Annotated in this window: 21 protein-coding genes; 14 read left to right on the top strand and 7 right to left on the bottom strand. The window is 61.2% G+C overall.

Going from position 1 to position 22,783, the window contains the following annotated elements; genetic code table 11:
• Window positions 1–110 precede the first annotated feature (110 nt).
• A complete protein-coding gene (locus VNV36_RS14410) occupies window positions 111–320 on the top strand; it encodes a DUF2788 domain-containing protein (protein WP_325718360.1) in 210 nt (69 codons plus the stop codon).
• Here VNV36_RS14410 and VNV36_RS14415 read toward each other — a convergent pair.
• The 4 genes from VNV36_RS14415 to VNV36_RS14430 all read right to left on the bottom strand — a co-directional run bounded on the left by VNV36_RS14415 (window position 315) and on the right by VNV36_RS14430 (window position 6,790).
• Entirely contained in the window at window positions 315–950 is a 636-nt protein-coding gene (locus VNV36_RS14415) for a pseudouridine synthase (RefSeq protein ID WP_325718361.1), read from the bottom strand. The genes VNV36_RS14410 and VNV36_RS14415 overlap by 6 nt on opposite strands.
• 72 nt (window positions 951–1,022) lie before the next feature.
• Entirely contained in the window at window positions 1,023–2,522 is a 1,500-nt protein-coding gene (gene amn / locus VNV36_RS14420) for an AMP nucleosidase (protein WP_325718455.1), read from the bottom strand.
• 171 nt (window positions 2,523–2,693) lie between these two features.
• Window positions 2,694–4,343, bottom strand: coding sequence for an acyl-CoA dehydrogenase family protein (locus VNV36_RS14425; RefSeq protein ID WP_325718362.1), 1,650 nt, complete (start codon window positions 4,341–4,343; stop codon window positions 2,694–2,696).
• A 95-nt stretch (window positions 4,344–4,438) separates the two neighbouring features.
• Window positions 4,439–6,790 (bottom strand): 7TM diverse intracellular signaling domain-containing protein, encoded by a 2,352-nt coding sequence (locus VNV36_RS14430; RefSeq protein ID WP_325718363.1) that lies wholly within the window; start codon window positions 6,788–6,790, stop codon window positions 4,439–4,441.
• A gap of 280 nt (window positions 6,791–7,070) precedes the next feature.
• Here VNV36_RS14430 and VNV36_RS14435 point away from each other — a divergent pair, with 280 nt between their 5' ends.
• From VNV36_RS14435 to VNV36_RS14450, 4 genes are all read left to right on the top strand, one after another.
• Window positions 7,071–7,868: a hydroxymethylpyrimidine/phosphomethylpyrimidine kinase gene (locus VNV36_RS14435; protein ID WP_325718364.1), complete on the top strand. Its 798-nt coding sequence runs from the start codon at window positions 7,071–7,073 to the stop codon at window positions 7,866–7,868.
• Window positions 7,869–7,886: 18 nt separating this feature from the next.
• Window positions 7,887–8,510 (top strand): thiamine phosphate synthase, encoded by a 624-nt coding sequence (gene thiE / locus VNV36_RS14440; protein WP_325718365.1) that lies wholly within the window; start codon window positions 7,887–7,889, stop codon window positions 8,508–8,510.
• Between the two features lie 17 nt (window positions 8,511–8,527).
• Window positions 8,528–9,811, top strand: coding sequence for a glutamate-1-semialdehyde 2,1-aminomutase (gene hemL / locus VNV36_RS14445; RefSeq protein ID WP_325718366.1), 1,284 nt, complete (start codon window positions 8,528–8,530; stop codon window positions 9,809–9,811).
• 224 nt (window positions 9,812–10,035) lie between these two features.
• A complete protein-coding gene (locus tag VNV36_RS14450) occupies window positions 10,036–10,590 on the top strand; it encodes a tetratricopeptide repeat protein (protein ID WP_325718367.1) in 555 nt (184 codons plus the stop codon).
• Between the two features lie 111 nt (window positions 10,591–10,701).
• On the opposite strand, the gene VNV36_RS14455 is transcribed toward VNV36_RS14450, so the two are convergent.
• Window positions 10,702–11,031: a DUF1820 family protein gene (locus VNV36_RS14455; RefSeq protein ID WP_003185742.1), complete on the bottom strand. Its 330-nt coding sequence runs from the start codon at window positions 11,029–11,031 to the stop codon at window positions 10,702–10,704.
• A 133-nt stretch (window positions 11,032–11,164) separates the two neighbouring features.
• Between VNV36_RS14455 and miaB the strand changes: the two genes are divergently transcribed.
• The 5 genes from miaB to lnt all read left to right on the top strand — a co-directional run bounded on the left by miaB (window position 11,165) and on the right by lnt (window position 16,549).
• Window positions 11,165–12,493 (top strand): tRNA (N6-isopentenyl adenosine(37)-C2)-methylthiotransferase MiaB, encoded by a 1,329-nt coding sequence (gene miaB / locus VNV36_RS14460; protein ID WP_007960557.1) that lies wholly within the window; start codon window positions 11,165–11,167, stop codon window positions 12,491–12,493.
• 178 nt (window positions 12,494–12,671) lie between these two features.
• Window positions 12,672–13,670, top strand: coding sequence for a PhoH family protein (locus tag VNV36_RS14465; RefSeq protein ID WP_325718368.1), 999 nt, complete (start codon window positions 12,672–12,674; stop codon window positions 13,668–13,670).
• The gene (ybeY, locus tag VNV36_RS14470) at window positions 13,663–14,157 is read left to right on the top strand and encodes an rRNA maturation RNase YbeY (RefSeq protein ID WP_325718369.1); all 495 of its coding nucleotides are present in this window, start codon (window positions 13,663–13,665) and stop codon (window positions 14,155–14,157) included. The genes VNV36_RS14465 and ybeY overlap by 8 nt, the downstream gene beginning before the upstream one ends.
• A 5-nt stretch (window positions 14,158–14,162) precedes the next feature.
• Window positions 14,163–15,002 carry a CorC family transporter gene (locus tag VNV36_RS14475; RefSeq protein ID WP_007909641.1) on the top strand — a complete coding sequence of 280 codons (840 nt, stop codon included), beginning with the start codon at window positions 14,163–14,165 and terminating at the stop codon, window positions 15,000–15,002.
• 23 nt (window positions 15,003–15,025) lie between these two features.
• Window positions 15,026–16,549, top strand: coding sequence for an apolipoprotein N-acyltransferase (lnt, locus tag VNV36_RS14480; RefSeq protein WP_325718370.1), 1,524 nt, complete (start codon window positions 15,026–15,028; stop codon window positions 16,547–16,549).
• Window positions 16,550–16,636: 87 nt separating this feature from the next.
• On the opposite strand, the gene VNV36_RS14485 is transcribed toward lnt, so the two are convergent.
• Window positions 16,637–17,398 (bottom strand): YdcF family protein, encoded by a 762-nt coding sequence (locus VNV36_RS14485; RefSeq protein ID WP_325718371.1) that lies wholly within the window; start codon window positions 17,396–17,398, stop codon window positions 16,637–16,639.
• Window positions 17,399–17,502: 104 nt separating this feature from the next.
• Entirely contained in the window at window positions 17,503–17,826 is a 324-nt protein-coding gene (locus tag VNV36_RS14490) for a hypothetical protein (protein ID WP_325718372.1), read from the bottom strand.
• A 255-nt stretch (window positions 17,827–18,081) separates the two neighbouring features.
• On the opposite strand from VNV36_RS14490, the gene leuS reads away from it, so the two are divergent.
• The 4 genes from leuS to arfA all read left to right on the top strand — a co-directional run bounded on the left by leuS (window position 18,082) and on the right by arfA (window position 22,758).
• Entirely contained in the window at window positions 18,082–20,688 is a 2,607-nt protein-coding gene (gene leuS / locus VNV36_RS14495; RefSeq protein WP_325718373.1) for a leucine--tRNA ligase, read from the top strand.
• Between the two features lie 88 nt (window positions 20,689–20,776).
• Window positions 20,777–21,382, top strand: a complete 606-nt coding sequence (locus tag VNV36_RS14500; RefSeq protein ID WP_325718374.1) for an LPS-assembly lipoprotein LptE — start codon at window positions 20,777–20,779, stop codon at window positions 21,380–21,382.
• 39 nt (window positions 21,383–21,421) lie between these two features.
• A complete protein-coding gene (gene holA, locus VNV36_RS14505; protein WP_325718375.1) occupies window positions 21,422–22,459 on the top strand; it encodes a DNA polymerase III subunit delta in 1,038 nt (345 codons plus the stop codon).
• A 134-nt stretch (window positions 22,460–22,593) separates the two neighbouring features.
• Window positions 22,594–22,758 (top strand): alternative ribosome rescue factor ArfA, encoded by a 165-nt coding sequence (gene arfA, locus VNV36_RS14510; RefSeq protein WP_016773035.1) that lies wholly within the window; start codon window positions 22,594–22,596, stop codon window positions 22,756–22,758.
• Window positions 22,759–22,783: the final 25 nt, after the last annotated feature.

Raw genomic sequence — 22,783 nt, forward strand, 5'->3', positions numbered from 1 at the left:
GCCTGCTCGCGAAGGGGCCAGCACAGGCGACGCAGATCAATGCCTCGCCATCCGCTCTTGGCGTATACTCGCCGCCGCCCTTTCAGCCCTGTCCGCGCCGGAGATCGCCAATGGATCCAGCACTGTTCGAAGAGTGGATGATGACCGCTCTGGTCAGCATCCTGATCATTTTCATGGGCTTCATCGTCTGGGATCTGGCGAAGAAGTCCAAGGCCGGGCGTTTCGGCTCGTTCATTCTGTTTTTCGTGCTGGGCCTGGGCGTGGCCGCGTTCATCATCAAAAGCGTGGTGATCGGCCTGATCGAATCCGGCGCCTTATAAGCGCGCGGGCACTTGCTGCCACTGGCCCTGATCGAGGCCGTCGATGGTCCAGTCGCCAATCCTGACCCGCACCAGACGCAACGTCGGCAGCCCGACCGCTGCGGTCATGCGCCGCACCTGCCGATTGCGCCCTTCGCGAATCACCAGTTCCAGCCAGCTCGTCGGCACGCTTTTGCGAAACCGTACCGGCGGATTGCGCGGCCACAAATCGGGTTCATCCAGTTGCCGCGCTTCGGCGGGCAGGGTCATGCCGTCATTCAGCTCCACGCCGTCGCGCAGGCGCTGCAACTGCTCGGCAGTCGGTTCGCCTTCCACCTGCACCCAATAGGTCTTCGCCAGTTTGTGTTTCGGATCGGCAATCCGCGCCTGCAACTGGCCGTCGTTGGTCAGCAACAACAGCCCTTCACTGTCGCGATCCAGACGCCCGGCCGGATAGATACCCGGCACATCGATGTAATCCTTGAGCGTCGCCCGCCCTTCACCGTCGCTGAACTGCGTCAGCACGTCGAAGGGTTTGTTGAACAGGATGAGCTTTGGTTCGGCCGGCGGCGCTTTTGCGACACGGCGTGGCGAGGGCGATTGCGCTTTCACACCGGGACGGCGCGAAGATGGACGGGGCGGACGGGACATAAGAGAGAGAACATTTAGCGATCGGGGCTGACAATGCTAGTGCCCCGACCGCCAAATGACCACGATTTACCGTTATCGGAACGGCGGCTCATCGAAGCTGCGCAGTTTGCGCGAGTGCAGCGAGTTGAGTTCGGTGCGCAGCAGATCCACTGCCTCGATGCCGATCTTCAAATGCTGGCTGACCGCACGCTCATAGAAGGCGTTGGCCGAACCCGGCAATTTGATTTCGCTGTGCAGCGGTTTGTCCGAGACGCAGAGCAGCGTGCCGTATGGCACCCGCAGGCGATAACCCTGCGCGGCGATGGTGCCGCTTTCCATGTCCACTGCCACGGCGCGGGACAGGTTGATCAGCGGCCGTTCCTGAGCCCAGCGCAATTCCCAGTTGCGGTCGTCGTAGGTCAGCACGGTGCCGGTGCGCAGGCGTTTCTTGAGATCGTCGCCCTTCTCACCGGTGACATTCGCTGCCGCCTGCTGAAGCGCCAGCTGCACTTCGGCCAGTGCCGGGATCGGAATGTTCGGCGGCACCACGCGGTCAAGAATGCCGTCGCGACGCATGTAGGCGTGGGCCAGCACGTAGTCGCCAATGGTCTGCGACTGCCGCAGGCCGCCGCAGTGACCGATCATCAGCCAGCAATGCGGACGCAGTACGGCCAAGTGGTCGGTGATGTTCTTGGCATTGGACGGGCCGACGCCGATGTTCACCAGGGTCACCCCGTGGCCGTCGTTGGCGATCAGGTGATAGGCCGGCATCTGGTAACGGTGCCAGACCACACCGGCGGCGATCGCCGAGGCTTCGCCGTGATCCATGCCCTTCTCGATGATCACATTGCCCGGCAGCACCATACGCACGAAACGCGGATCGCGGCGCAATTGCTCCAGGCCATGGACGATGAACTGGTCGACGTAGCGGTGATAGTTGGTCAGCAGAATCCACGGTTGCACATGACGCCAGTCGCTGCCGGTGTAATGCACCAGCCGGCGCAGGGAGAAGTCCACGCGCGCGGCATCAAACAGCGCCAGTGGCAGCGGATCGGTGTTTTCCCAGTCGTAGAGGCCGTCGGCGATGCCATCGGTAGCGGCGGACAGGTCGGTACTCGGGAACACCCGCGCCAGCACCGCCGCGGTAACGCCGGAACCGGCCAGTTCATCACCCTGCTCGACCACATACGGATACGGAATATTCTGCTGGCTGACGCCGACTTCGACAGTCACGGTGAAGTCGTGCATCAACGGCGTCAGTTGTTCGAGCAGGTATTTGCGAAACGCCGAAGGGTGAGTGACGGTAACGCTGTAAGTGCCCGGCAATTGCACCTTGGCGTAGGCGCGGGTGGTTTGCGGCACTTCGCCCTGGCAGTGATAGGTCAGACGCAGTTCGGGATAACGAAACAGGGCACGCTGTTCGGCGTCGGGCTCGACGCGATCCTTGAGGTAACGCTTGAGGGCTGAGTTCAACGCAGTGGTGGCCCGCTCATGCAGCTCGGCCAGACGATCCACAGCTTGTTCAGCGGTTTGAACGACAATAAACGCTTCGGTCACGATCAGCTTCCTGTGTTCTGACTTGCAGAGCTTCATCTTGCCTGCATCGTGGTCGCACGGGAACAGTGGCATGTTGGCAACCGCACAATATATGGGCCACCGCCGATCCTTGTAGGAGCTGCCGAAGGCTGCGATCTTTTGATCTTGCTGTTTATAAGATCAAAAGATCGCAGCCTGCGGCAGCTCCTACAGGGGGATTGTGTTGATTCAGAAAACTTGTGGGGTCGAGCGGGCGACGATGGCTTCGACATCCAGCCCGCGGGGCAATGCGCCGTAGACGCGGCCTCCACCGCTGAGGCGGCTTGCGATGAACGCATCACTGACCGCCGAGTTGCCCGCCTCCAGCAATAGTCTGGCCTGCAAACCAAGGGCAATGTCTTCCGTCAACTGCCGCGCCCGATACTGAATATCACTGGTGTCCTTGAATTGCGCCTGCAACCGCTGGATATGCGCGGCCAGGCGCTTGTCGCCGTGGCCGTCACCCAATTCGCTGAACAGCACATCGAGCACGCCCGGCTCTTTCGACAGTGCGCGCAGCACATCCAGACATTGCACATTCCCCGAACCTTCCCATGTCGAGTTCACCGGCGCTTCGCGGTACAGACGCGGCAAAATACTGTCCTCGACATAGCCGGCGCCGCCCATGCATTCGGCGGCTTCGTTGATCATCCCCGGTGCGCGTTTGCAGATCCAGTATTTGCCCACCGCCGTCACCAGCCGCGCAAATTGCGCTTCGTGGCGATCATCCAGGTGATCGAGTGCCTTGCCCATACGCAAACTCAGGGCAAGCGCCGCTTCGCTTTCCAGCGCCAGATCGGCCAGCACGTTCTGCATCAACGGCTGCTCGCTGAGCAATTTGCCGCCGACCGTGCGGTGCGCACAATGATGGCTGGCCTGAGTCAGCGCCTGGCGCATCAGCGAACTGGAACCGACCATGCAATCGAAACGGGTCATCGCCACCATTTCGATAATGGTCGGCACGCCGCGCCCTTCTTCGCCGACCATCCACGCCAGCGCACCACGGAATTCCACCTCGCTTGAAGCGTTGGACTGGTTGCCAAGTTTGTTTTTCAGACGCTGGATGTAGAACTGATTGCGTGTGTCGTCAGGGCGATGGCGTGGCAGCAGGAAGCAGCTCAAGCCCTTGTCGGTCTGCGCGAGGGTGAGGAAGGCGTCGCACATCGGCGCCGAACAGAACCACTTGTGCCCCACCAGTTCATACGCCTGGCCCGGGCCGCTGGCGCCAACCGGATAGGCCTTGGTGGTGTTGGCACGGACATCGGTGCCGCCCTGCTTCTCGGTCATCGCCATGCCGATGGTCACCCCGGCCTTGTGCGCCATGCCGACGTTGCGCGGGTCGTATTCGGTAGCGAGGACTTTCGGCAGCCATTGTTCGGCCAGGTCCGGTTGTAAACGCAGGGCCGGCACGCTGGCGAAAGTCATGGTCAACGGGCAACCGCTGCCGGCCTCGGCCTGGCTGTGCAGATAAGTCATCGAAGCGCGGGCGACATGCGCGCCGTCCTGAGGGTGAGCCCACGGCAGCGAGGTCAGGCCGTGTTCGATCGCGGTGCGCATCAGCTCGTGGTAAGCCGGGTGAAACTCGACCAGATCGATGCGATGGCCGTACCGGTCATGGCTGGCGAACAGCGGTTTGTTCTGGTTGGCGAGAAACCCCGCCTCCATCAGCGGCCCGCCGGCAAGTGCGCCATAGGCATCGATCCGCGACTCGGCCCAACCGGCGCCAAAGCGGCGCGACCACTCCTGCAACGGCAGGTCGATGCGATACAGATTGGTGCCGTCCAGCGATGGCGGCTGATTGGTGACTTCGTGGGTTTCGGCGAACTGATGCAGGTTCATGACGCAGCTCCTTGTTCAGCAATGGCACCAGTTAAGCACTGGTGCTTTTTTGAACAAAGTGTCATACGCGCCGTTTTTGCGGCGCTTTTACCCTGTCAGCAACTGAGCACGCGGCGCTGCAACGCAGCCTGCAGATCCTCGAATTTCACCGGTTTGGGCAGATAGTCGATTGCCGCGCCCGGCGCGCATTGCTCGCGATCCGCGCCCAGCGCCAACATGAATACCGGCAGGTGCGCACAGCCCGGCAATGCATGGATCTGGCAGCACAACGATGCGCCTTCGTGGCTGGGCAGCTGGCAATCGATCAGCACCGCATCGAAGCTTTCCCGTTGCAGGCAGTCCAGCGCGGCGGCGCCGTTGTCAGCGCTGCGCACGCGAAAACCGAGCTTGAGCAACATGCCGCGCATCACCAGTTGGTTGACGCTGTTGTCATCCACCAACAGCACCGTGCAATCCTGCGGCGCACGAATGCAATCGCGGGGCGGCTGATCCGCAGGCGCTTCGATCACCGGCAGTTCGAATTCGACATCGAGCTGGAAGCGGCTGCCGCGTCCGGGCTCGGAGCGATGGGTGAGTTTGCCGCCGAGCAGTTCAACCAATTGCCGGCAGATCGCCAGACCCACACCGAGGCCGCCGTATTCGCGGGTCATCGAACCGTCGAGCTGAAAGAAGCGCTGATACAGCGTGGCTTCGCCCAGATCGGTGAAACCGATGCCGGTGTCGATCACTGCAAACGACAACGCCATGCGGTTATCCGTCGACGGGCGCCCGGTGACGCGCAGCGCCAGGCCGCCGACACGGGTGAACTTGATCGCGTTGTCGAGCAGGCATTCCAAGCACTGCGCCAGTTTCGCGCTGTCGCCGTGCAGGCGATCCGGCAGGGTCGGCTGCACCTCGACCTTGAAATCCAGCGACTTGCTCGCCGCGTTGCCGTCGAACTGCACGCGCAGGGCCTCGACTACCGCGCGCAGGCTGAATGTGCCCGGCGTGGCCTTGAGCTTGCCGGCCTGCAATTCGGTCAGGGTGAGAATGCCGTTGACCATGCGCATCATATCGCGGGCGGACCCGGCGGCGGTCTGCTGATACTGCTCGAGCTCGGGATCGAGATTGACGGTCTGCATCAATTCCAGCGAGCCGATCACCCCGTTCATCGGCGTGCGCAGTTCATGGGTCAGGGTGGCGAGGAATTCGTCCTTGAGCTTGTTGCTATGGGCCAGTTGCTGGTTGAGCGCTTCGAGTTTCTGCCCGGCGTCGTACAGGGTCTGCGCCTGTTGTTCGCGCATGGCGTTGATGCGATCGGCCAGCGCCAGCGACAGCAGCGCGACCTCGATGGCCGAGCCGATCTGGCTGGCGTACATGGTCAGGAACACGTTGGGCAGCAGGCCCAGCACCATCAGCGTGTTGACGATGCCACCGAGCAAGAATGCCGACCAGGCGATGATGAAATAGCGCGCCACACGCAAGCCGCGCCACCAGGCGAGAATCCCGGCGGCAAAGATCACCACGGTGAAGATCAGCGCCAGCGTGGTCGCCAGGCGCAGAGCCAGGGCGTAACTGGTCAGCAGCGACAGACCGATCACCAGCGCACTGAAGGCAATCAGGCCGATCAGCAAACGATCCAGCCAAGGGCTGTGGGTTTTGGTCTGCAGAAAGCTGCGGGCGAACTGGCTGCCGAATAGACCGGCGCAGCCGATGAAGAACGGCGTCGCCGCGTTGGCCCACCAGGGGTTGTCCGGCCAGAAATACTCGACCGCCGCGCCGTTCACCGACAATTGATAGAGGCCGAACGATCCGATATAGAAGATGTAATAGAGGTAACTGGTGTCGCGCACGCTCAGGTAAATGAACAGGTTGTAGACCAGCATCCCCAGCAGCACGCCATAAATGATGCCAAGCACATACAGGCGCACCGGCTGATCTTCGAGGTAGGCGGTGCTCGACCACAGTGTCACCGGCGCCTGGATCGATCCTTGGCTGGCCAGTCGCAGGTACAGGGTCTGTTGTTGATCCGGTTTGAACGGCAGGTCGAACAGATAGTTGTTCTGGCGGATCTCGCGACTGGCGAAAGGCAAGGCATCGCCGGTCTGGCGCACCAATCGATATTCTCCACTGGCCTCAGGCAGATACAGATCGAGATGATCGAGCGGCGGATACGCCAGTTCCAGCAGCCAGGTACGCTGGGCGGTCGGATTGCTCGGGCGGTAATGCAGATCGATCTTCAGCCAGAACGCCGAACGCGAGTAGCCGGCATTGAGCGTGGCTTTATCGTGAGTTTTGAATTGACCGGCGGCGGCCTGAGCGCGGACGTCAGCAATGCTCGCTTGACCGCTCGGGTCTTCGAACACTTGCATCGATCGGCCCAGTGGCAGGCTTTGGGTGAATTCGTCGAATTCGACAGCGCTCGCCATGAGGGGCAAGCAGAACAACAACATCAGCAAATAGCGCATTGAAGCCCCAGCGTGGCTCGTCCGGTTGTGTCAGGAAGCCCCCCATTCCTTTTGAGCAGACGTAAAACCGGTATTACCTGTGATTGGTTTGGATCCAGACTAGCATAGCCGTTGATGGCCATTGAGCACCATGGAAATTTTTCCTACAACGGCTCTAGAACGGGCGTTCCAGGGCAAAGCGCCGAGCTAGAGCTGTTGGATTGGTCAGGAAGATCAAAAGATCGCAGCCTCCGGCAGCTCCTGCACCCGCAAATCAGCTTTGGTGGTAAGCTCGCGCACCATGAATATCTACAGCTCCCGCCCCGTTGTCCTCTGTCTCTCCGGCCACGACCCCAGTGGTGGCGCCGGCTTGCAGGCAGATATCGAAGCCTTGCTCGCGCAGGGTTGCCATGCGGCTCCGGCCGTCACCGCCCTGACCGTGCAAGACACTGTCAACGTCACCGACTTCCGCGTCCTCGACCGTGAATGGGTTCTGGCCCAGGCCAATGCCGTGCTCAACGACTCCGAAGTCGCCGCGGTGAAACTGGGCATGCTCGGTTCGCTGGAGATGGTCGACACGGTGGTCGAACTGCTTTCGGCGCACCCCCAACTGCCGATGGTCTGCGACCCGGTGCTGCGTGCCGGCGGCGGCGGACGTCTGGGCAAGGACGAGGTCGGCTATGCGATGCGCGAGCGTCTGCTGCCGCTGTCGATCATTGCCACGCCCAACCTCCCCGAAGCGCGCATCCTCGCCGAACTGCCTGAAGGCAGCGCCGACGAATGTGCGGAAAAACTCCTGCCATTCGTCAAAAACCTGCTGATCACCGGCGGCCACGGCGACGAAACTGAAATCCACAACCGTTTGTATAGCCGCGACGGTCTGCGTGAAACCTTTTACTGCCAGCGTCTGCCAGGCAGTTACCACGGTTCCGGTTGCACACTCGCCAGTGCGTTGGCCGGCCGTCTGGCACAGGGTGAACATCTCGCCAGTGCGGTACGCAGTGCTCTGGATTACACCTGGCGGACCCTGCGCGATGCCGAACAACTGGGCAAAGGCCAGTTCGTCCCGCGTCGCCTGCCGCTGGATTTCTGCTCGTAACATCGTGAGGTCTGCCCGATGAAACTACGTGGCCTGTACGCCATTACCGACAGCCAATTGCTGGCCGGCAAGTTTCTGTCTTACGTGGAGGCGGCGCTCGATGGCGGCGTCACCCTGCTGCAATACCGCGACAAGAGCAGCGACGAGGCGCGCCGCCTGCGCGAGGCCGAAGCGCTGCGCAATCTGTGCGAGCGCTACAAAACCCAACTGATCATCAACGACGACGCCGAGCTGGCCGCGCGCCTCAACGTCGGCGTGCACCTCGGCCAGACCGACGGCCCGCTGTCGCCGACCCGCGCCCTGCTCGGCTCCAAAGCGATCATCGGCTCGACCTGCCACGGGCAGATCGCCCTGGCCGAACAAGCCGCCAAAGAAGGCGCAAGTTACGTCGCCTTCGGCCGCTTCTTCAATTCCACCACCAAACCCGGTGCGCCGAGTTGCAGCCTCGACTTGCTCGACGAAGCCAAACGCACGCTGCACTTGCCGGTCTGCGCCATTGGCGGCATCAACCTCGACAACGCCGCGCCTTTGGTTGCGCACGGCGTCGATCTGTTGGCCGTAGTCCATGGCCTGTTCGGCGCCGACAGCAGCGCCGAAGTGACCCGCCGCGCCCGTGCGTTCAACGAATTGTTCAAATCCTGAAGATTGAGAGCCCGATCATGTCTCGTTCCGAAACCCTGTTTGCCAATGCTCAGAAACATATCCCCGGCGGCGTCAACTCGCCGGTTCGCGCGTTCAAGAGCGTGGGTGGCACCCCGCTGTTCTTCAAACACGCCGAGGGCGCCTACGTCACTGACGAAGATGACAAGCGCTATGTCGATTACGTCGGCTCGTGGGGTCCGATGATCCTCGGCCACAGCCATCCGGACGTGCTCGACGCGGTGCGCAATCAGCTGCAACACGGCTTGTCGTACGGCGCGCCGACGTCCATGGAAACCGAGATGGCCGATCTGGTCTGCTCGCTGGTGCCGTCGATGGACATGGTGCGCATGGTCAGCTCCGGTACCGAAGCGACCATGAGTGCGATTCGTCTGGCCCGTGGTTTCACCGGGCGCGACAGCATCATCAAATTTGAAGGCTGCTACCACGGCCACTCCGACAGCCTGCTGGTCAAGGCCGGTTCCGGGGCATTGACCCAAGGCGTACCGAGTTCGGCCGGTGTGCCGGCAGCGTTCGCCAAACACACCCTGACCCTGCCGTTCAACGACATCGATGCGGTGGAAACGATGCTTGCCGAAGTGGGCGAAGAAGTCGCCTGCATCATCGTTGAGCCGGTGGCTGGCAACATGAATTGCGTGCCGCCGGCGCCGGGCTTTCTCGAAGGCCTGCGTTCGCTGTGCGACAAGCACGGCGTGGTGCTGATTTTCGACGAAGTGATGACCGGTTTCCGTGTCGCACTCGGCGGGGCCCAGGCGCACTACGGCGTGACGCCGGACCTGACCACGTTTGGCAAGATCATCGGCGGCGGCATGCCGGTGGGCTGCTTCGGTGGCAAGCGCGAAATCATGCAACGCATTGCGCCACTTGGTCCGGTTTACCAGGCGGGCACACTGTCGGGTAACCCGCTGGCAATGGCTGCCGGCCTGACGACTTTGCGCCTGATCAGTCGTCTGGGCTTCCACGCCGAGCTGACCGACTACACCACGCGTCTGCTCGACGGCCTGCAACAACGCGCCGACGCAGCGGGCATTCCGTTCGTGACCACCCAGGCCGGGGGCATGTTCGGTCTGTACTTCAGCGGCGCCGATGAGATCGTCACCTTCGACGACGTGATGGCCAGCGATGCGGCACTGTTCGGTCGGTTCTTCCACCTGATGCTCGAAGGTGGCGTGTACCTGGCACCGAGCGCCTTCGAAGCCGGTTTCACCTCCATCGCTCACGGCGAGGCCGAGTTGCAACTGACGCTGGACGCTGCCGAGCGCGCCTTCGCCGCACTGAAATAATCGCCGCACCGCTGACGTTGGCTATGGCCAGCGTCAGCTTTCACCTACATCGCCACGGTTTTTCCGACGTGTCTGCGAAAATCCTCCCTGAATCGGGCGATATAGTCCCCACGCAGCAGAAAAACGAGTAAAGACTTTGTAAGGTTGGCCCTGCTTATTTCATAATGCGCGCTTATTGGATCCCTCGACGGGTCCGCGTGCCCTTCAGAGGTAAGTCGATTCCCATGAACCGCACCGGCCGCACCCTTGCATTGGGCTGCCTGTTGCTCCTTCAGCCCCTGCTCGCGCATGCACAAGCAGGCGGCAACTCGTTGTTGATCCCGGCGATGGGTCGTTGCACCCTCAATACTCAGCCGCAAGACGTCACGCAGGCACTGGCCGCCTGCCAGAAAGCGGCGGACGAAGGGGATGCGCAAGCGCAATACGAGTTGGGTGAGTTCTACTACGACGGCAAAAACACGCCGCGCGACCTCAATCAAGCCCTGAGCTACTTCGAAAAGGCCTCGTTGCAAGGCCACGCTCAGGCGCAATTCAAGCTCGGCAGCATGTTCTTCCACGGTGAGGGCGTGCAGGCCAACAATATCCAGGCCTACATCGTATTGAAGATGGCGGCGGTCAACGGTGCCGAAGAGGCGCTGGACACGGCTGACGAAGTCTCGGAAAAAATGTCCCGCGAAGATCTCGAAACGGCAACGCAAGTGCTCGGGCAGATCTTCCGCAAATACCTGATGGAACTGCAGAGCGCCGATGGGCGTACGCCTTTCTCACCTCTTCCCTGATTTTTGCGCCGACATCTCTGGCCTCTTCGCGAGCAGGCTCGCTCCCACACTGGAATGCGTTCCCCTGTGGGAGCGAGCCTGCTCGCGAATGAGGCGACGCGGTCTTGAAGCTTACTTCTCAGGCATCGGCATCGGAAACGGCATGACGTTGCCGACCGCGCCACGGGCTTCGCTGATTTTCGGGGTGCCCAGACGCTCCACCTCATCGATGCGCACGATCGAATGCATTGGCACGAAGCTGCGCACCACGCCTTCGAATTGCGCCTTGAGCTTTTCTTCGCTCGGGTCGACGACCACCTGCGTGCGCTCGCCAAAGACGAACTCTTCGACTTCCAGGAAACCCCACAGATCACTTTGATAGATCTGCTTGGCGTACATTTCGAACACCTGGCCCTGGTTGAGGAAAATCACCTTGTAGATTGGAGCTTCGCGTTTGGTCATGGCGGGCGGATAACATCGGGGATAAAAATGAGGGCGCGAACTATAGCATAGCCACCGGACGCACAGCGGTAGGAACCTGAGGGCTTGTTCCTTATAATGCGCGGTTCTTTGAATCACGTGACGACACTAATCCATGGCCAAGAAGCTTTACATCGAAACCCACGGTTGCCAGATGAACGAGTACGACAGCTCGCGCATGGTCGATCTGCTGGGCGAACATCAGGCCCTGGAAGTCACCGCACGCGCGGAAGACGCCGACGTGATTCTGCTCAACACCTGCTCGATCCGCGAGCGCGCCCAGGATCGCGTGTATTCGCAGCTGGGCCGCTGGCGCGAACTGAAGCTGGCCAACCCGGACATGGTCATCGCCGTCGGCGGTTGCGTGGCCAGTCAGGAAGGTGCGGCGATCCGCGATCGCGCGCCGTACGTTGACGTGGTGTTCGGCCCGCAGACCCTGCACCGTCTGCCGGAAATGATCGATGCCGCACGCAGCAGCAAGCTGCCGCAAGTCGACGTATCGTTCCCGGAAATCGAGAAGTTCGACCACCTGCCCGAACCGCGCATCGACGGGCCGAGCGCTTACGTGTCGGTCATGGAAGGTTGCAGCAAGTACTGCACGTTCTGCGTGGTGCCGTACACCCGTGGTGAAGAGGTCAGCCGGCCCTTCGACGACGTGATCGCCGAAATCATTCACCTGGCAGAAAACGGCGTGCGTGAAGTCACCCTGCTCGGGCAGAACGTCAATGGCTATCGCGGCCTGACCCACGACGGTCGCCTCGCCGATCTGGCTGAACTGATTCGCGTAGTCGCCGCCGTCGATGGCATCGACCGCATTCGCTACACCACTTCGCACCCGCTGGAGTTCTCCGACAGCCTGATCCAGGCCCATGCCGAAGTGCCGGAGCTGGTCAAACACCTGCACTTGCCGGTGCAGTCGGGTTCCGACCGGATCCTCGCGGCGATGAAACGCAATCACACGGCGCTGGAATACAAATCCAAGCTGCGCAAACTGCGCGCAGCGGTGCCGGGCATCTGCATCAGTTCGGACTTCATCGTCGGCTTCCCCGGCGAAACCGAGAAAGACTTCGAACAGACCATGAAACTGATCGCCGATGTCGGTTTCGATTTCTCCTACTCGTTCGTTTATAGCCAGCGTCCGGGCACACCGGCTGCCGATCTGGCGGATGACACCCCGGAAGAATTGAAGAAAGAGCGGCTCAATGCGCTGCAACATCGCTTGAATCAGCAGGGTTTTGAAATCAGCCGACAAATGGTCGGTTCGATCCAGCGCATTCTGGTGACCGATTATTCGAAGAAAGACCCGGGGGAATTGCAGGGCCGCACCGAGAATAACCGTATCGTCAACTTCCGCTGCGACAATCCAACGCTGATCGGCCAGTTCGCCGATGTCCACATCGACGCCGCGCAACCGCACTCGCTGCGCGGTTCGCTGATTCAATAAATGCAAAAGATCGCAGCCTTCGGCAGCTCCTAACATGGATCGCATTCCCCTGTAGGAGCTGCCGGAGGCTGCGATCTTGACGGTCCCGACGCCAAGAATATTTAAGAGCTTTCGCACCCACGCCACTGGCGTTATCCTTGATTTCACCTCAATTGCCCCAGGGCGGCTAAATACGACCTTGAACGCACCCATCGAACCACATCGTTTTCTCCTCGAGCCGTTTGAGGCTCGCCGCTTCGCCAATCTGTGCGGGCAATTCGACGAGCATTTGCGCTTGATCGAACAGCGCCTGGCCATCGAGATCCGCAACCGCGGAAACCAGTTCGAACTGATCGGCGATCCCAAACTCACCACGTCTGCGGAAAACCTCCTGCGCCGCCTGTACCGGGAAACCAAGGGCACCGAGCTGTCGCCCGACCTGGTGCATCTGTTCATCCAGGAATCGGCCGGTGATGATCTGGACAATCCCGCCCCCGCCGAACCGACCGTCGCCCTGCGCACCAAAAAAGGCATGATTCGCCCTCGCGGCCTGAATCAGCAGCGCTACGTGAAGGAGATCCTCGGCAACGACATCAATTTCGGCATCGGCCCGGCCGGTACCGGCAAGACCTATCTGGCCGTGGCCTGTGCCGTGGATGCGCTGGAACGCGAGCAGATTCGCCGCATCCTGCTGGTGCGTCCGGCGGTCGAAGCGGGCGAAAAGCTCGGCTTCCTGCCCGGCGACCTGTCGCAGAAGATCGACCCGTACCTGCGCCCGCTCTATGACGCGCTGTACGAGATGCTCGGCTTCGAATACGTCGCCAAGCTGATCGAAAAACAGGTGATCGAAGTGGCACCGCTGGCTTACATGCGCGGTCGCACGCTGAACAACAGCTTCATCATTCTCGACGAGAGCCAGAACACCACTGTCGAGCAGATGAAGATGTTCCTCACGCGGATCGGCTTCGGCTCCACCGCTGTGATTACCGGTGACATCACCCAGGTCGACCTGCCGCGCGGCACCAAATCCGGCCTGCATCATGTGATCGAAGTGCTCAAAGACGTCCCGGGCATCAGCTTCACCCACTTCCAGCCCAAAGACGTCGTGCGCCACCCGTTGGTGCAGCGGATTGTCGAGGCCTACGAGCGCTTCGAGACCCGCGCCGAAGCCGCCAGGGAAACCTTGCGCGATGCTTGAACTGGATCTGCAGATTGCCACCGAGGCAAGCGCTCCGAGTGAAGCCGAATTCCGCCAGTGGTGCGACCTGGCCCTGCGCCAGCGCAGCGCCGACTCGGAAATGACCATTCGTCTGGTCGACGAGGAAGAAGGCCGCGAACTCAATCACACCTGGCGCCACAAGGATTATGCGACCAACGTGTTGTCATTCCCGGCCGAAGTGCCCGACGAGTTTCTCGACATCCCGCTGCTCGGCGATCTGGTGATCTGCGTGGCAGTGGTCGAACGCGAAGCCGCTGAACAGGGCAAGGAACTAAAAGCACACTGGGCACATCTGGTCATTCACGGCTGCTTGCATCTGCTCGGTTACGACCATATAGATGACGACGAAGCCGAGGAAATGGAAGCACTGGAACGCGAGTTGCTTGCCGAACTGGGTTATCCCGATCCGTACGCGGACGACGAAACCGAACACTCCCCCATCGTTACAACAAAGGATTCAGAGTAATCGCTATGAGCGAAGATCGATCGAGCAACGGGCAGAAGTCATGGCTGGGTAAACTCACCCAGGCTTTTGCCCACGAGCCGAAGAACCGCCAGGAGCTCCTTGAGCTGCTGCGCGATGCACATCAGAACAAACTGCTGGACAGCGAAGCGCTGGCCATCGTCGAAGGCGCCATTCAGGTGGCTGACCTGCAAGTACGCGACATCATGGTGCCGCGCTCGCAGATGATCAGTATCAAGGCGACCCAGACACCCCGCGAATTTCTCCCCGCCGTGGTCGACTCGGCCCACTCGCGCTATCCGGTCATCGGCGAAAGCCATGACGACGTGATGGGCGTGCTGCTGGCCAAGGACCTGCTGCCGCTGATCCTCAAGGAGAATGGCGACAGCTTCAACATCAAGGACCTGCTGCGCCCGGCCACTTTCGTGCCGGAGTCCAAGCGTCTGAACGTGTTGCTGCGTGAGTTCCGCGCCAACCACAACCACATGGCCATCGTCATCGACGAATACGGCGGTGTGGCCGGTCTGGTGACCATCGAAGACGTGCTCGAGCAGATCGTCGGCGACATCGAAGATGAACACGACGTCGAAGAAGACAGCTACATCAAGCCGCTGCCCAGCGGTGACTTCCTGATCAAGGCCCTGACGCCGATCGAAAACTTCAACGAGTTCTTCGACAGCGAGTTCTCCGACGACGAGTTTGACACCGTTGGTGGCCTGGTGATGAGCGCGTTCGGCCACTTGCCAAAACGCAACGAAATCACTGAAATCGGCGCCTATCGTTTCCGCATCCTGAACGCCGACAGTCGTCGGATTCACCTGCTGCGGCTGACGCCAATCGCTCGGTAATCATTAAGGCATTAAGGATAGAAATGCGCTGGACAACCCGCCCCGGCTGGCCCGGTAACCTGCTGGCCGTGGCGGCCGGTGCAATAACCACGTTCGCTCTGGCCCCGTTCAACATCTGGCCGCTGGCGTTGCTGGCGGTCGGTCTGTTCTATGCCGGTTTGCGTGAGCTGAGCCCGCGTCAGGCGCTGGGCCGTGGCTGGTGCTTCGGTTTCGGCCTGTTCGGCGCCGGCACCAGCTGGATCTACTACAGCATTCACCACTTCGGCGGCGCTTCGGTGTTGCTCGCCGGATTCCTCATGCTGCTGTTCACCGCGGCGATCGCCTGGTTCTTCGCCCTGCCCGCCTGGTTGTGGGCGCGCTGGCTGCGCCGTAACGAAGCACCGCTGGCCGATGCTCTGGCCTTTGCTGCGTTGTGGGTCGGACAGGAAGCATTTCGCGGCTGGTTCCTCACTGGTTTCCCGTGGTTGTACTCCGGTTACAGCCAGCTCGACGGCCCGCTGGCCGGGCTCGCACCGGTAGGCGGCATGTGGCTGGTGTCGTTTGTTCTGGCATTGACGGCGGCGCTGATCTACAACGCGCCGCGCCTGCTGCAGGCTCGCCGTAAAGGTTTTATCGCTGCCGGTTTGTTGCTGCTGGTCGGCCCTTGGGTAGCCGGCATCGCCCTTAAAGGTCACGCCTGGACCAGCCCGTCCGGCGCACCGCTGACGGTCGCCGCGATTCAGGGCAACGTCGCGCAGAGCATGAAATGGGATCCGGCCGAGCTCAACGCACAACTGGCGCTGTATCGCGATCTGAGTTTTCGCTCCAAACCGGTCGACCTGCTGATCTGGCCGGAAACCGCCGTACCGGTCCTGAAGGAGTCCGCCGAGGGCTACCTGACCATGATGGGCACGTTCGCCGCCGAACGTAAATCGGCGCTGATCACTGGCGTGCCGATCCGTCAGACCGTGCATCACGAACGCCGGTTCTTCAACGGCATCACCGTGGTCGGTGAAGGCGATGGCACTTACCTCAAGCAGAAACTGGTGCCATTCGGCGAATACGTGCCGTTGCAGGACATACTCCGCGGCTTGATCGCGTTCTTCGATCTGCCGATGTCCGACTTCGCTCGCGGCCCTTCCGATCAGGCGCTGTTGCAGGCCAAGGGTTACCAGATCGCGCCGTTCATCTGCTACGAAGTGGTGTACCCGGAATTCGCCGCTGGCCTGTCGGCACGCAGCGATCTGTTGCTGACCATCAGCAATGACACCTGGTTCGGCACTTCCATCGGGCCGCTGCAGCATCTGCAAATGGCGCAGATGCGCGCGCTGGAGGCCGGACGCTGGATGATCCGCGCTACCAACAACGGCGTGACCGGCCTGATCAACCCGTTCGGGCAGATCACCGAACAGATTCCGCAATTCGAACAAGGTGTGCTGTACGGCGAAGTAGTGCCGATGCACGACCTGACGCCTTACTTGCAATGGCGTTCGTGGCCGTTGATCGTGCTGTGCCTGCTGCTGTTTGGCTGGGCATTGATGGCCAACCGGATGTCAAAAACCCTCTAAACGCAAAAGATCGCAGCCTTCGGCAGCTCCTACAGAAAGAACCTCAACCCCCTGTAGGAGCTGCCGAAGGCTGCGATCTTTTGATCTTCAGCGGTAAAACAACGAATACCCCACCTGCCCCACCGCTTCATTCATCAACTGGCCGCTCTGCCAGATCGACTTGAATTCCGGCAGCCAGCCGCCAAAGGGCCGCGCATTATCGGTGCCCAAAAAGCCCACCGGCGCTGGCACCACGTCAAAACCCGCCTGCTGAAAACTCCACACCGCACGCGGCATGTGCCACGCCTGTGTCACCACAACGACCCGCTTGATCCCCTGGGGCAAGAGAATATCCGCCGTGAACCGGGCGTTTTCCCACGTGGTGCGGCTCGCGCCTTCCTGCCAGCGCACCGTTACGTCGAAGTCATCACGCAACGAATCGGCCATCAACTTCGCTTCGGTCGGTGGCGTGCCGTAATGCAGGCCGCCGCTGGTCAGGATCGGCAATCCCGAGGCCTTGGCCAGGCGCGCTGCATAACGCTGGCGCTCAAGCCCAATGCCGGTCGGCTGATCGTCGCCCCAGGCGAGGTCGCCGCGTTCACGTCCGGAGCCCAGCACCACAATCGCATCGGCACGCTGTGCCAGGGTCGGCCATTCCTGGCGAGCCAACGGCGGCTCACGTTCCAGCGCCTTGGCGCCCCATTGCACCGCCACCGGCAGACTCATCAGCCACAGGCCACCAAAACCAAGGGCGAAACACACGCCGGCCAGGCGCGGCCGCGAGCGGCGCAACCACCAGGCGGCCAACAACAGCAGTAAAAGAATGCCGGGCGGCAGTAGAAGTTGTTTGATGAAATATCGAAAAGGCATCGGGCATCTCCAAAGATGCCCGAAGCCTAAAAGTGTTGATCAAGGGTTACAACCAACAGGCGCGATTGCGCAGCAAAAGATCCGTTTCATGACCTGCCATGCGCTTACTTGGCCTGCACAGAGCGAACCTTGCCGGTGTCTCTGCGCGGCGCCTTGTCCGTGAGCCAGATGACCTTGGCCGACTGTGCTGCATCGAGTTGCTTCACTGCTTCTGACAGGCATCCCTGCGTTTCACGTTCACTGCGATCCAGATAGGCCTTGACCAGTTTGAACTCGGCGGGGCTCAAGCCACGCAATTCCAGTTCCAGGGGGCGCTCGTCGCGCAGCCGGTCAGCGGTTTTCACGGCGTCCAGCGCCATGCCCAGACGATCGATCAACCTTTCGTACAACTCGGGTTTCGTTACGTGTTTTTTCCGTTGCTCCACCATCCCTCACCTCATTGAAGATAAGACTCACTCCCCAATTAGAGCTTAGCTTCGCTGCACGAACCGGCTACACGCCGCGACCAACGGCCCTCGCCACCCAGAGGCTCTGGCAAACAGCTGTAATCAGGGTTTCCCTAGGCCAAGCGCGGTCATGTATGCTACGGCGCTTCCTGTCATTCCACTTCCAGCGCACCCGGGCCATCCCGAATGCCGCCGTCGAAGAGGATTAGGCCACCCCTATCCAGTACAAAAGTAGCCATGCACGAACAATATCAGCCACGTGAGATCGAAGCCGCCGCCCAGTCGTTCTGGGATGAGCAAAAGTCCTTTGAAGTCAGTGAACAGCCAGGCAAGGAAACCTACTACTGCCTGTCGATGTTCCCTTACCCCAGCGGCAAGCTGCACATGGGCCACGTGCGCAACTACACCATCGGCGACGTGATCTCGCGCTACCAGCGCATGCAGGGCAAGAACGTTCTGCAACCGATGGGTTGGGATGCGTTCGGCATGCCGGCGGAAAACGCCGCGATGAAGAACAACGTGGCGCCCGCCAAGTGGACCTACGAAAACATCGCCTACATGAAGTCGCAACTGCGCAGTCTCGGCCTCGCGGTGGACTGGTCCCGTGAAGTGACCACCTGCAAGCCGGACTACTACCGCTGGGAACAATGGCTGTTCACTCGCCTGTTCGAAAAGGGCGTGATCTACCGCAAGAACGGCACCGTGAACTGGGATCCGGTCGACCAGACCGTACTGGCCAACGAACAGGTGATCGACGGACGCGGCTGGCGCTCCGGCGCGCTGATCGAAAAGCGCGAAATCCCGATGTACTACTTCAAGATCACCGCCTACGCCGACGAGTTGCTGGAAAGCCTCGACGAACTGACTGGCTGGCCTGAGCAGGTCAAGACCATGCAGCGCAACTGGATCGGCAAGTCCCGTGGCATGGAAGTACAGTTCCCGTACAACGTCGATTCGATCGGCGAAGCCGGCACCCTGAAAGTCTTCACCACCCGCCCGGACACCCTGATGGGCGCAACCTACGTCGCCGTCGCCGCCGAGCATCCGCTGGCCACCCTGGCCGCGCAGAACAACCCTGAACTGCAAGCGTTCATCGCTGAATGCAAGGGCGGCAGCGTCGCTGAAGCCGACGTCGCCACCCAGGAAAAGAAAGGCCTGCCGACCGGCCTGTTCGTCGAGCACCCGCTGACTGGCGAAAAACTGCCGGTGTGGGTCGCCAACTACGTACTGATGCACTACGGCGACGGCGCGGTCATGGCCGTCCCGGCGCACGATGAGCGCGACTTCGAATTCGCCCACAAGTACAACCTGCCGGTGAAAACGGTCGTGCGTACCAGCTCCGGTGACACCAACCCGGCCCCATGGCAAGACGCCTACGGCGAGCACGGCACGCTGATCAATTCCGGTGAGTTCGACGGCCTAGACTTCGCCGGCGCGTTCGACGCCATGGAAGTCGCCCTGATCAAGAAAAACCTCGGCGCTTCGCGTACCCAGTTCCGTCTGCGCGACTGGGGCATCAGCCGCCAGCGCTACTGGGGCTGCCCGATCCCGATCATCCACTGCGCCGCGTGCGGTGACGTGCCGGTGCCGGAAGATCAACTGCCTGTCGTGCTGCCGGAAGACGTGGTGCCGGACGGCGCCGGTTCGCCGCTGGCACGCATGCCCGAGTTCTATGAGTGCAGCTGCCCGAAATGCGGTGCGCCTGCCAAGCGTGAAACCGACACCATGGACACTTTCGTCGAGTCGTCGTGGTACTACGCCCGCTACGCGTCGCCGCACTTCGAAGGTGGTCTGGTGGAGAAATCCGCAGCCGACCATTGGCTGCCTGTGGATCAATACATCGGTGGCATCGAACACGCCATTCTTCACCTTCTTTATGCACGCTTCTTCCACAAGCTGATGCGTGACGAAGGTCTGGTCAGCTCCAACGAGCCATTCAAGAACCTGCTGACCCAGGGCATGGTGATCGCCGAGACTTACTATCGTCGTGAAGCCAACGGCGCCTACACCTGGTTCAACCCGGCCGACGTAGAACTGGAGCGTGACAGCAAAGCCAAGGTCATCAGCGCGAAGCTGAAATCCGACGGCCTGCCGGTGGAAATCGGCGGCACCGAGAAGATGGCCAAGTCGAAGAACAACGGCGTCGACCCACAGTCGATGATCGACCAGTTCGGCGCCGACACCTGCCGCCTGTTCATGATGTTCGCCTCGCCGCCTGACATGAGCGCGGAATGGTCGGACTCCGGCGTTGAAGGCTCGCATCGGTTCCTCAAGCGCGTCTGGCGCCTGGCGCAAGCCCACGTCAGTCAAGGCTTGCCGGGCAAACTGGACGTTGCCGGGCTGAGCGACGAGCAAAAAAACGTACGCCGCGCCATCCACCTGGCCATCAAGCAGGCCAGTCACGATGTCGGTCAGAACCACAAATTCAACACCGCCATTGCCCAAGTGATGACGCTGATGAACGTGCTGGAAAAAGCTGCGCAAAGCACCGGGCAGGATCGTGCGCTGCTGCAAGAAGGCCTGGAAGCAGTCACCCTGCTGCTGGCGCCGATCACTCCGCACATCAGCCACGAACTGTGGAAGCAGCTGGGTCACGCCGATGCCGTGATCGATGCGGGCTGGCCGGCTGTCGACGAGAGTGCCCTGGTGCAGGACAACCTGACCTTGGTCATTCAGGTCAACGGCAAGCTGCGCGGGCAGATCGAAATGCCGGCCAGCGCCACCCGCGAAGAAATCGAAGCCGCCGCGCGCATCAACGACAACGTGCTGCGCTTCGTCGATGGCCTGACCATTCGCAAAGTGATCGTGGTGCCGGGCAAACTGGTCAACATCGTCGCCAGCTAAATTGGATCGGGTGCCGGGTTCGCCTGGCACCCAGTAAAACCTTTCGGGCCGCAGAGGCGGCTCACCTGGTTTCAAGGGGAGCAATACAATGATCAAACGCAACCTGCTGGTGATGGGCCTCGCCGTTCTGCTGAGCGCCTGCGGTTTCCAGTTGCGTGGTACCGGCAGCAACGAGCTGTCGATCAAGGAGCTCGACCTGAGCGCGCGCAACGCCTACGGCGAAACCGTGACGCAACTGCGTCAGGTGCTGGAGTCCAGCGGCGTCAAGGTCTACAGCGGTGCGCCCTACAAGCTGTTCCTGGCTGACGAGCAGGAAAGCCAGCGCATCCTCAGCTATGCCGGGGCCGGTCGTACCGGTGAATATCAAGTCAGCACCGTGCTGAGCTATGACATCCGCGGCGAGAACAATCTGTCACTGCTCAGCGACAAGCTGGAAGTGCAGAAAGTCTTTATTCACGACGGCAACAACCTTGTCGGTTCCGATCAGGAAGCCAACGACGCGCGTCGTGAAACCCGCCGGGAGCTGGTTCAGCGCATGATGCTGCGCCTGTCACAACTGACGCCAGGTCAGTTGCAGCAGCTGCAGCAGACCGCCAATGACCGCGCCAAGGCTGAGGCTGATGCGCTGGAAGCGGCGCAAAAGGCTGAAGCGGAAACCCCGCGTCAGTCGCCGCTCGAAATTCCGCAGCAGTAAGACGGTCGGGGCGCTCAGGCGCCCCGCTGTCCTTTCCTTATGAAGCTCGCTCCCGCTCAACTCGGCAAACACCTGCAAGGCGCCCTCGCGCCGGTCTACGTCATCAGCGGCGATGATCCGCTGCTGTGTCAGGAAGCTGCCGACGCCATCCGCACTGCTGCACGCCAGCAAGGTTTTGACGAACGTCAGGTATTCGCTGCCGACGCCAATTTCGATTGGGGCTCGCTGCTGCTGGCCGGCGCGAGCATGTCGCTGTTCGCCGAAAAACGCCTGCTGGAACTGCGCCTGCCCTCAGGCAAGCCCGGTGACAAAGGCGCCGCAGCATTGATCGAATATTGCTCGCGCCCCGCCGAAGACACGCTGCTGCTGATCAGCCTGCCCAAGCTCGACGGCAGTGCGCAGAAAACCAAGTGGGGCAAGGCGTTGGTCGAAGGTCAGCAGACCCAGTTCGTGCAGATCTGGCCGGTGGATGCCAATCAGTTGCCGAGCTGGATTCGCCAACGTTTGTCTCAGGCAGGCCTCTCGGCCAGCCAGGACGCCGTCGAATTGATTGCAGCGCGTGTCGAGGGCAACCTGCTCGCCGCCGCGCAGGAAATCGAAAAACTCAAACTGATGGCCGAAGGCGGGCAGATCACCGTCGAAACCGTACAGGCCGCCGTGGCCGACAGTGCACGGTTTGACGTGTTCGGCCTGACCGATGCGGTGCTCAACGGCGAACCGGCGCACGCGTTGCGCATGCTCGAAGGTCTGCGCGGCGAAGGCGTCGAGCCGCCAGTGATCCTCTGGGCGTTGGCGCGGGAGTTGCGCCTGCTGGCCAATATCTCGCTGCAATACAGCCAGGGCACGCCGCTGGACAAGTGCTTCAGCCAGTCGAAGCCGCCGGTCTGGGACAAGCGCAAACCGTTGATGAGTAAAGCGCTGCAACGCTACTCGGCGTCTCGCTGGGCACAGCTGTTGCTCGAAGCCCAGCGCATCGATGCGCAGATCAAGGGTCAGGCGGCAGGTTCGCCGTGGATGAGCCTGAGTCGGCTGGCTCTGTTGATGTCAGGCCAACGCCTGTCTTTGCCTGCCGAGTAAGATCAAAAGATCGCGCCTTTGGCAGCTCCTGCAGGGATCGGTGCAGGAGCTGCCGAAGGCTGCGATCTTTTGACTTTTCTTTAGCATGAGCAGATTATCTGCGGCGCAAAACCCACGCACTCGAGAGAACCCTCATGAGCAAAAAACCAGCAAAACACGGCCCCAACAAGGCCAAATCCATCGTCGCCCAGCCCTTGTTCCGCAGCCGTCAGGAACGACCAGCCAAGGGCAAAGGCAGCTACCGTCGCGAAGCCTTCCGGTCTGACAACCGGGAGGCTTTTTACTTTCTGGCTGCCTGAAGCGCACCACCCCCCGCTCATGTTA

The sequence above is a fragment of the Pseudomonas sp. genome (assembly GCF_035554175.1).
GTDB lineage: Bacteria > Pseudomonadota > Gammaproteobacteria > Pseudomonadales > Pseudomonadaceae > Aquipseudomonas.

What these genes read in the sequence shown, in the direction of transcription:
- VNV36_RS14410 (WP_325718360.1), top strand. Translation starts at nt 111, where the DNA reads ATGGATCCAGCACTGTTCGAAGAGTGGATGATGACCGCTCTGGTCAGC.
- VNV36_RS14415 (WP_325718361.1), bottom strand. Translation starts at nt 950, where the DNA reads ATGTCCCGTCCGCCCCGTCCATCTTCGCGCCGTCCCGGTGTGAAAGCG.
- amn (WP_325718455.1), bottom strand. Translation starts at nt 2,522, where the DNA reads ATGAAGCTCTGCAAGTCAGAACACAGGAAGCTGATCGTGACCGAAGCG.
- VNV36_RS14425 (WP_325718362.1), bottom strand. Translation starts at nt 4,343, where the DNA reads ATGAACCTGCATCAGTTCGCCGAAACCCACGAAGTCACCAATCAGCCG.
- VNV36_RS14430 (WP_325718363.1), bottom strand. Translation starts at nt 6,790, where the DNA reads ATGCGCTATTTGCTGATGTTGTTGTTCTGCTTGCCCCTCATGGCGAGC.
- VNV36_RS14435 (WP_325718364.1), top strand. Translation starts at nt 7,071, where the DNA reads ATGAATATCTACAGCTCCCGCCCCGTTGTCCTCTGTCTCTCCGGCCAC.
- thiE (WP_325718365.1), top strand. Translation starts at nt 7,887, where the DNA reads ATGAAACTACGTGGCCTGTACGCCATTACCGACAGCCAATTGCTGGCC.
- hemL (WP_325718366.1), top strand. Translation starts at nt 8,528, where the DNA reads ATGTCTCGTTCCGAAACCCTGTTTGCCAATGCTCAGAAACATATCCCC.
- VNV36_RS14450 (WP_325718367.1), top strand. Translation starts at nt 10,036, where the DNA reads ATGAACCGCACCGGCCGCACCCTTGCATTGGGCTGCCTGTTGCTCCTT.
- VNV36_RS14455 (WP_003185742.1), bottom strand. Translation starts at nt 11,031, where the DNA reads ATGACCAAACGCGAAGCTCCAATCTACAAGGTGATTTTCCTCAACCAG.
- miaB (WP_007960557.1), top strand. Translation starts at nt 11,165, where the DNA reads ATGGCCAAGAAGCTTTACATCGAAACCCACGGTTGCCAGATGAACGAG.
- ybeY (WP_325718369.1), top strand. Translation starts at nt 13,663, where the DNA reads ATGCTTGAACTGGATCTGCAGATTGCCACCGAGGCAAGCGCTCCGAGT.
- VNV36_RS14475 (WP_007909641.1), top strand. Translation starts at nt 14,163, where the DNA reads ATGAGCGAAGATCGATCGAGCAACGGGCAGAAGTCATGGCTGGGTAAA.
- lnt (WP_325718370.1), top strand. Translation starts at nt 15,026, where the DNA reads ATGCGCTGGACAACCCGCCCCGGCTGGCCCGGTAACCTGCTGGCCGTG.
- VNV36_RS14485 (WP_325718371.1), bottom strand. Translation starts at nt 17,398, where the DNA reads ATGCCTTTTCGATATTTCATCAAACAACTTCTACTGCCGCCCGGCATT.
- VNV36_RS14490 (WP_325718372.1), bottom strand. Translation starts at nt 17,826, where the DNA reads ATGGTGGAGCAACGGAAAAAACACGTAACGAAACCCGAGTTGTACGAA.
- leuS (WP_325718373.1), top strand. Translation starts at nt 18,082, where the DNA reads ATGCACGAACAATATCAGCCACGTGAGATCGAAGCCGCCGCCCAGTCG.
- VNV36_RS14500 (WP_325718374.1), top strand. Translation starts at nt 20,777, where the DNA reads ATGATCAAACGCAACCTGCTGGTGATGGGCCTCGCCGTTCTGCTGAGC.
- holA (WP_325718375.1), top strand. Translation starts at nt 21,422, where the DNA reads ATGAAGCTCGCTCCCGCTCAACTCGGCAAACACCTGCAAGGCGCCCTC.
- arfA (WP_016773035.1), top strand. Translation starts at nt 22,594, where the DNA reads ATGAGCAAAAAACCAGCAAAACACGGCCCCAACAAGGCCAAATCCATC.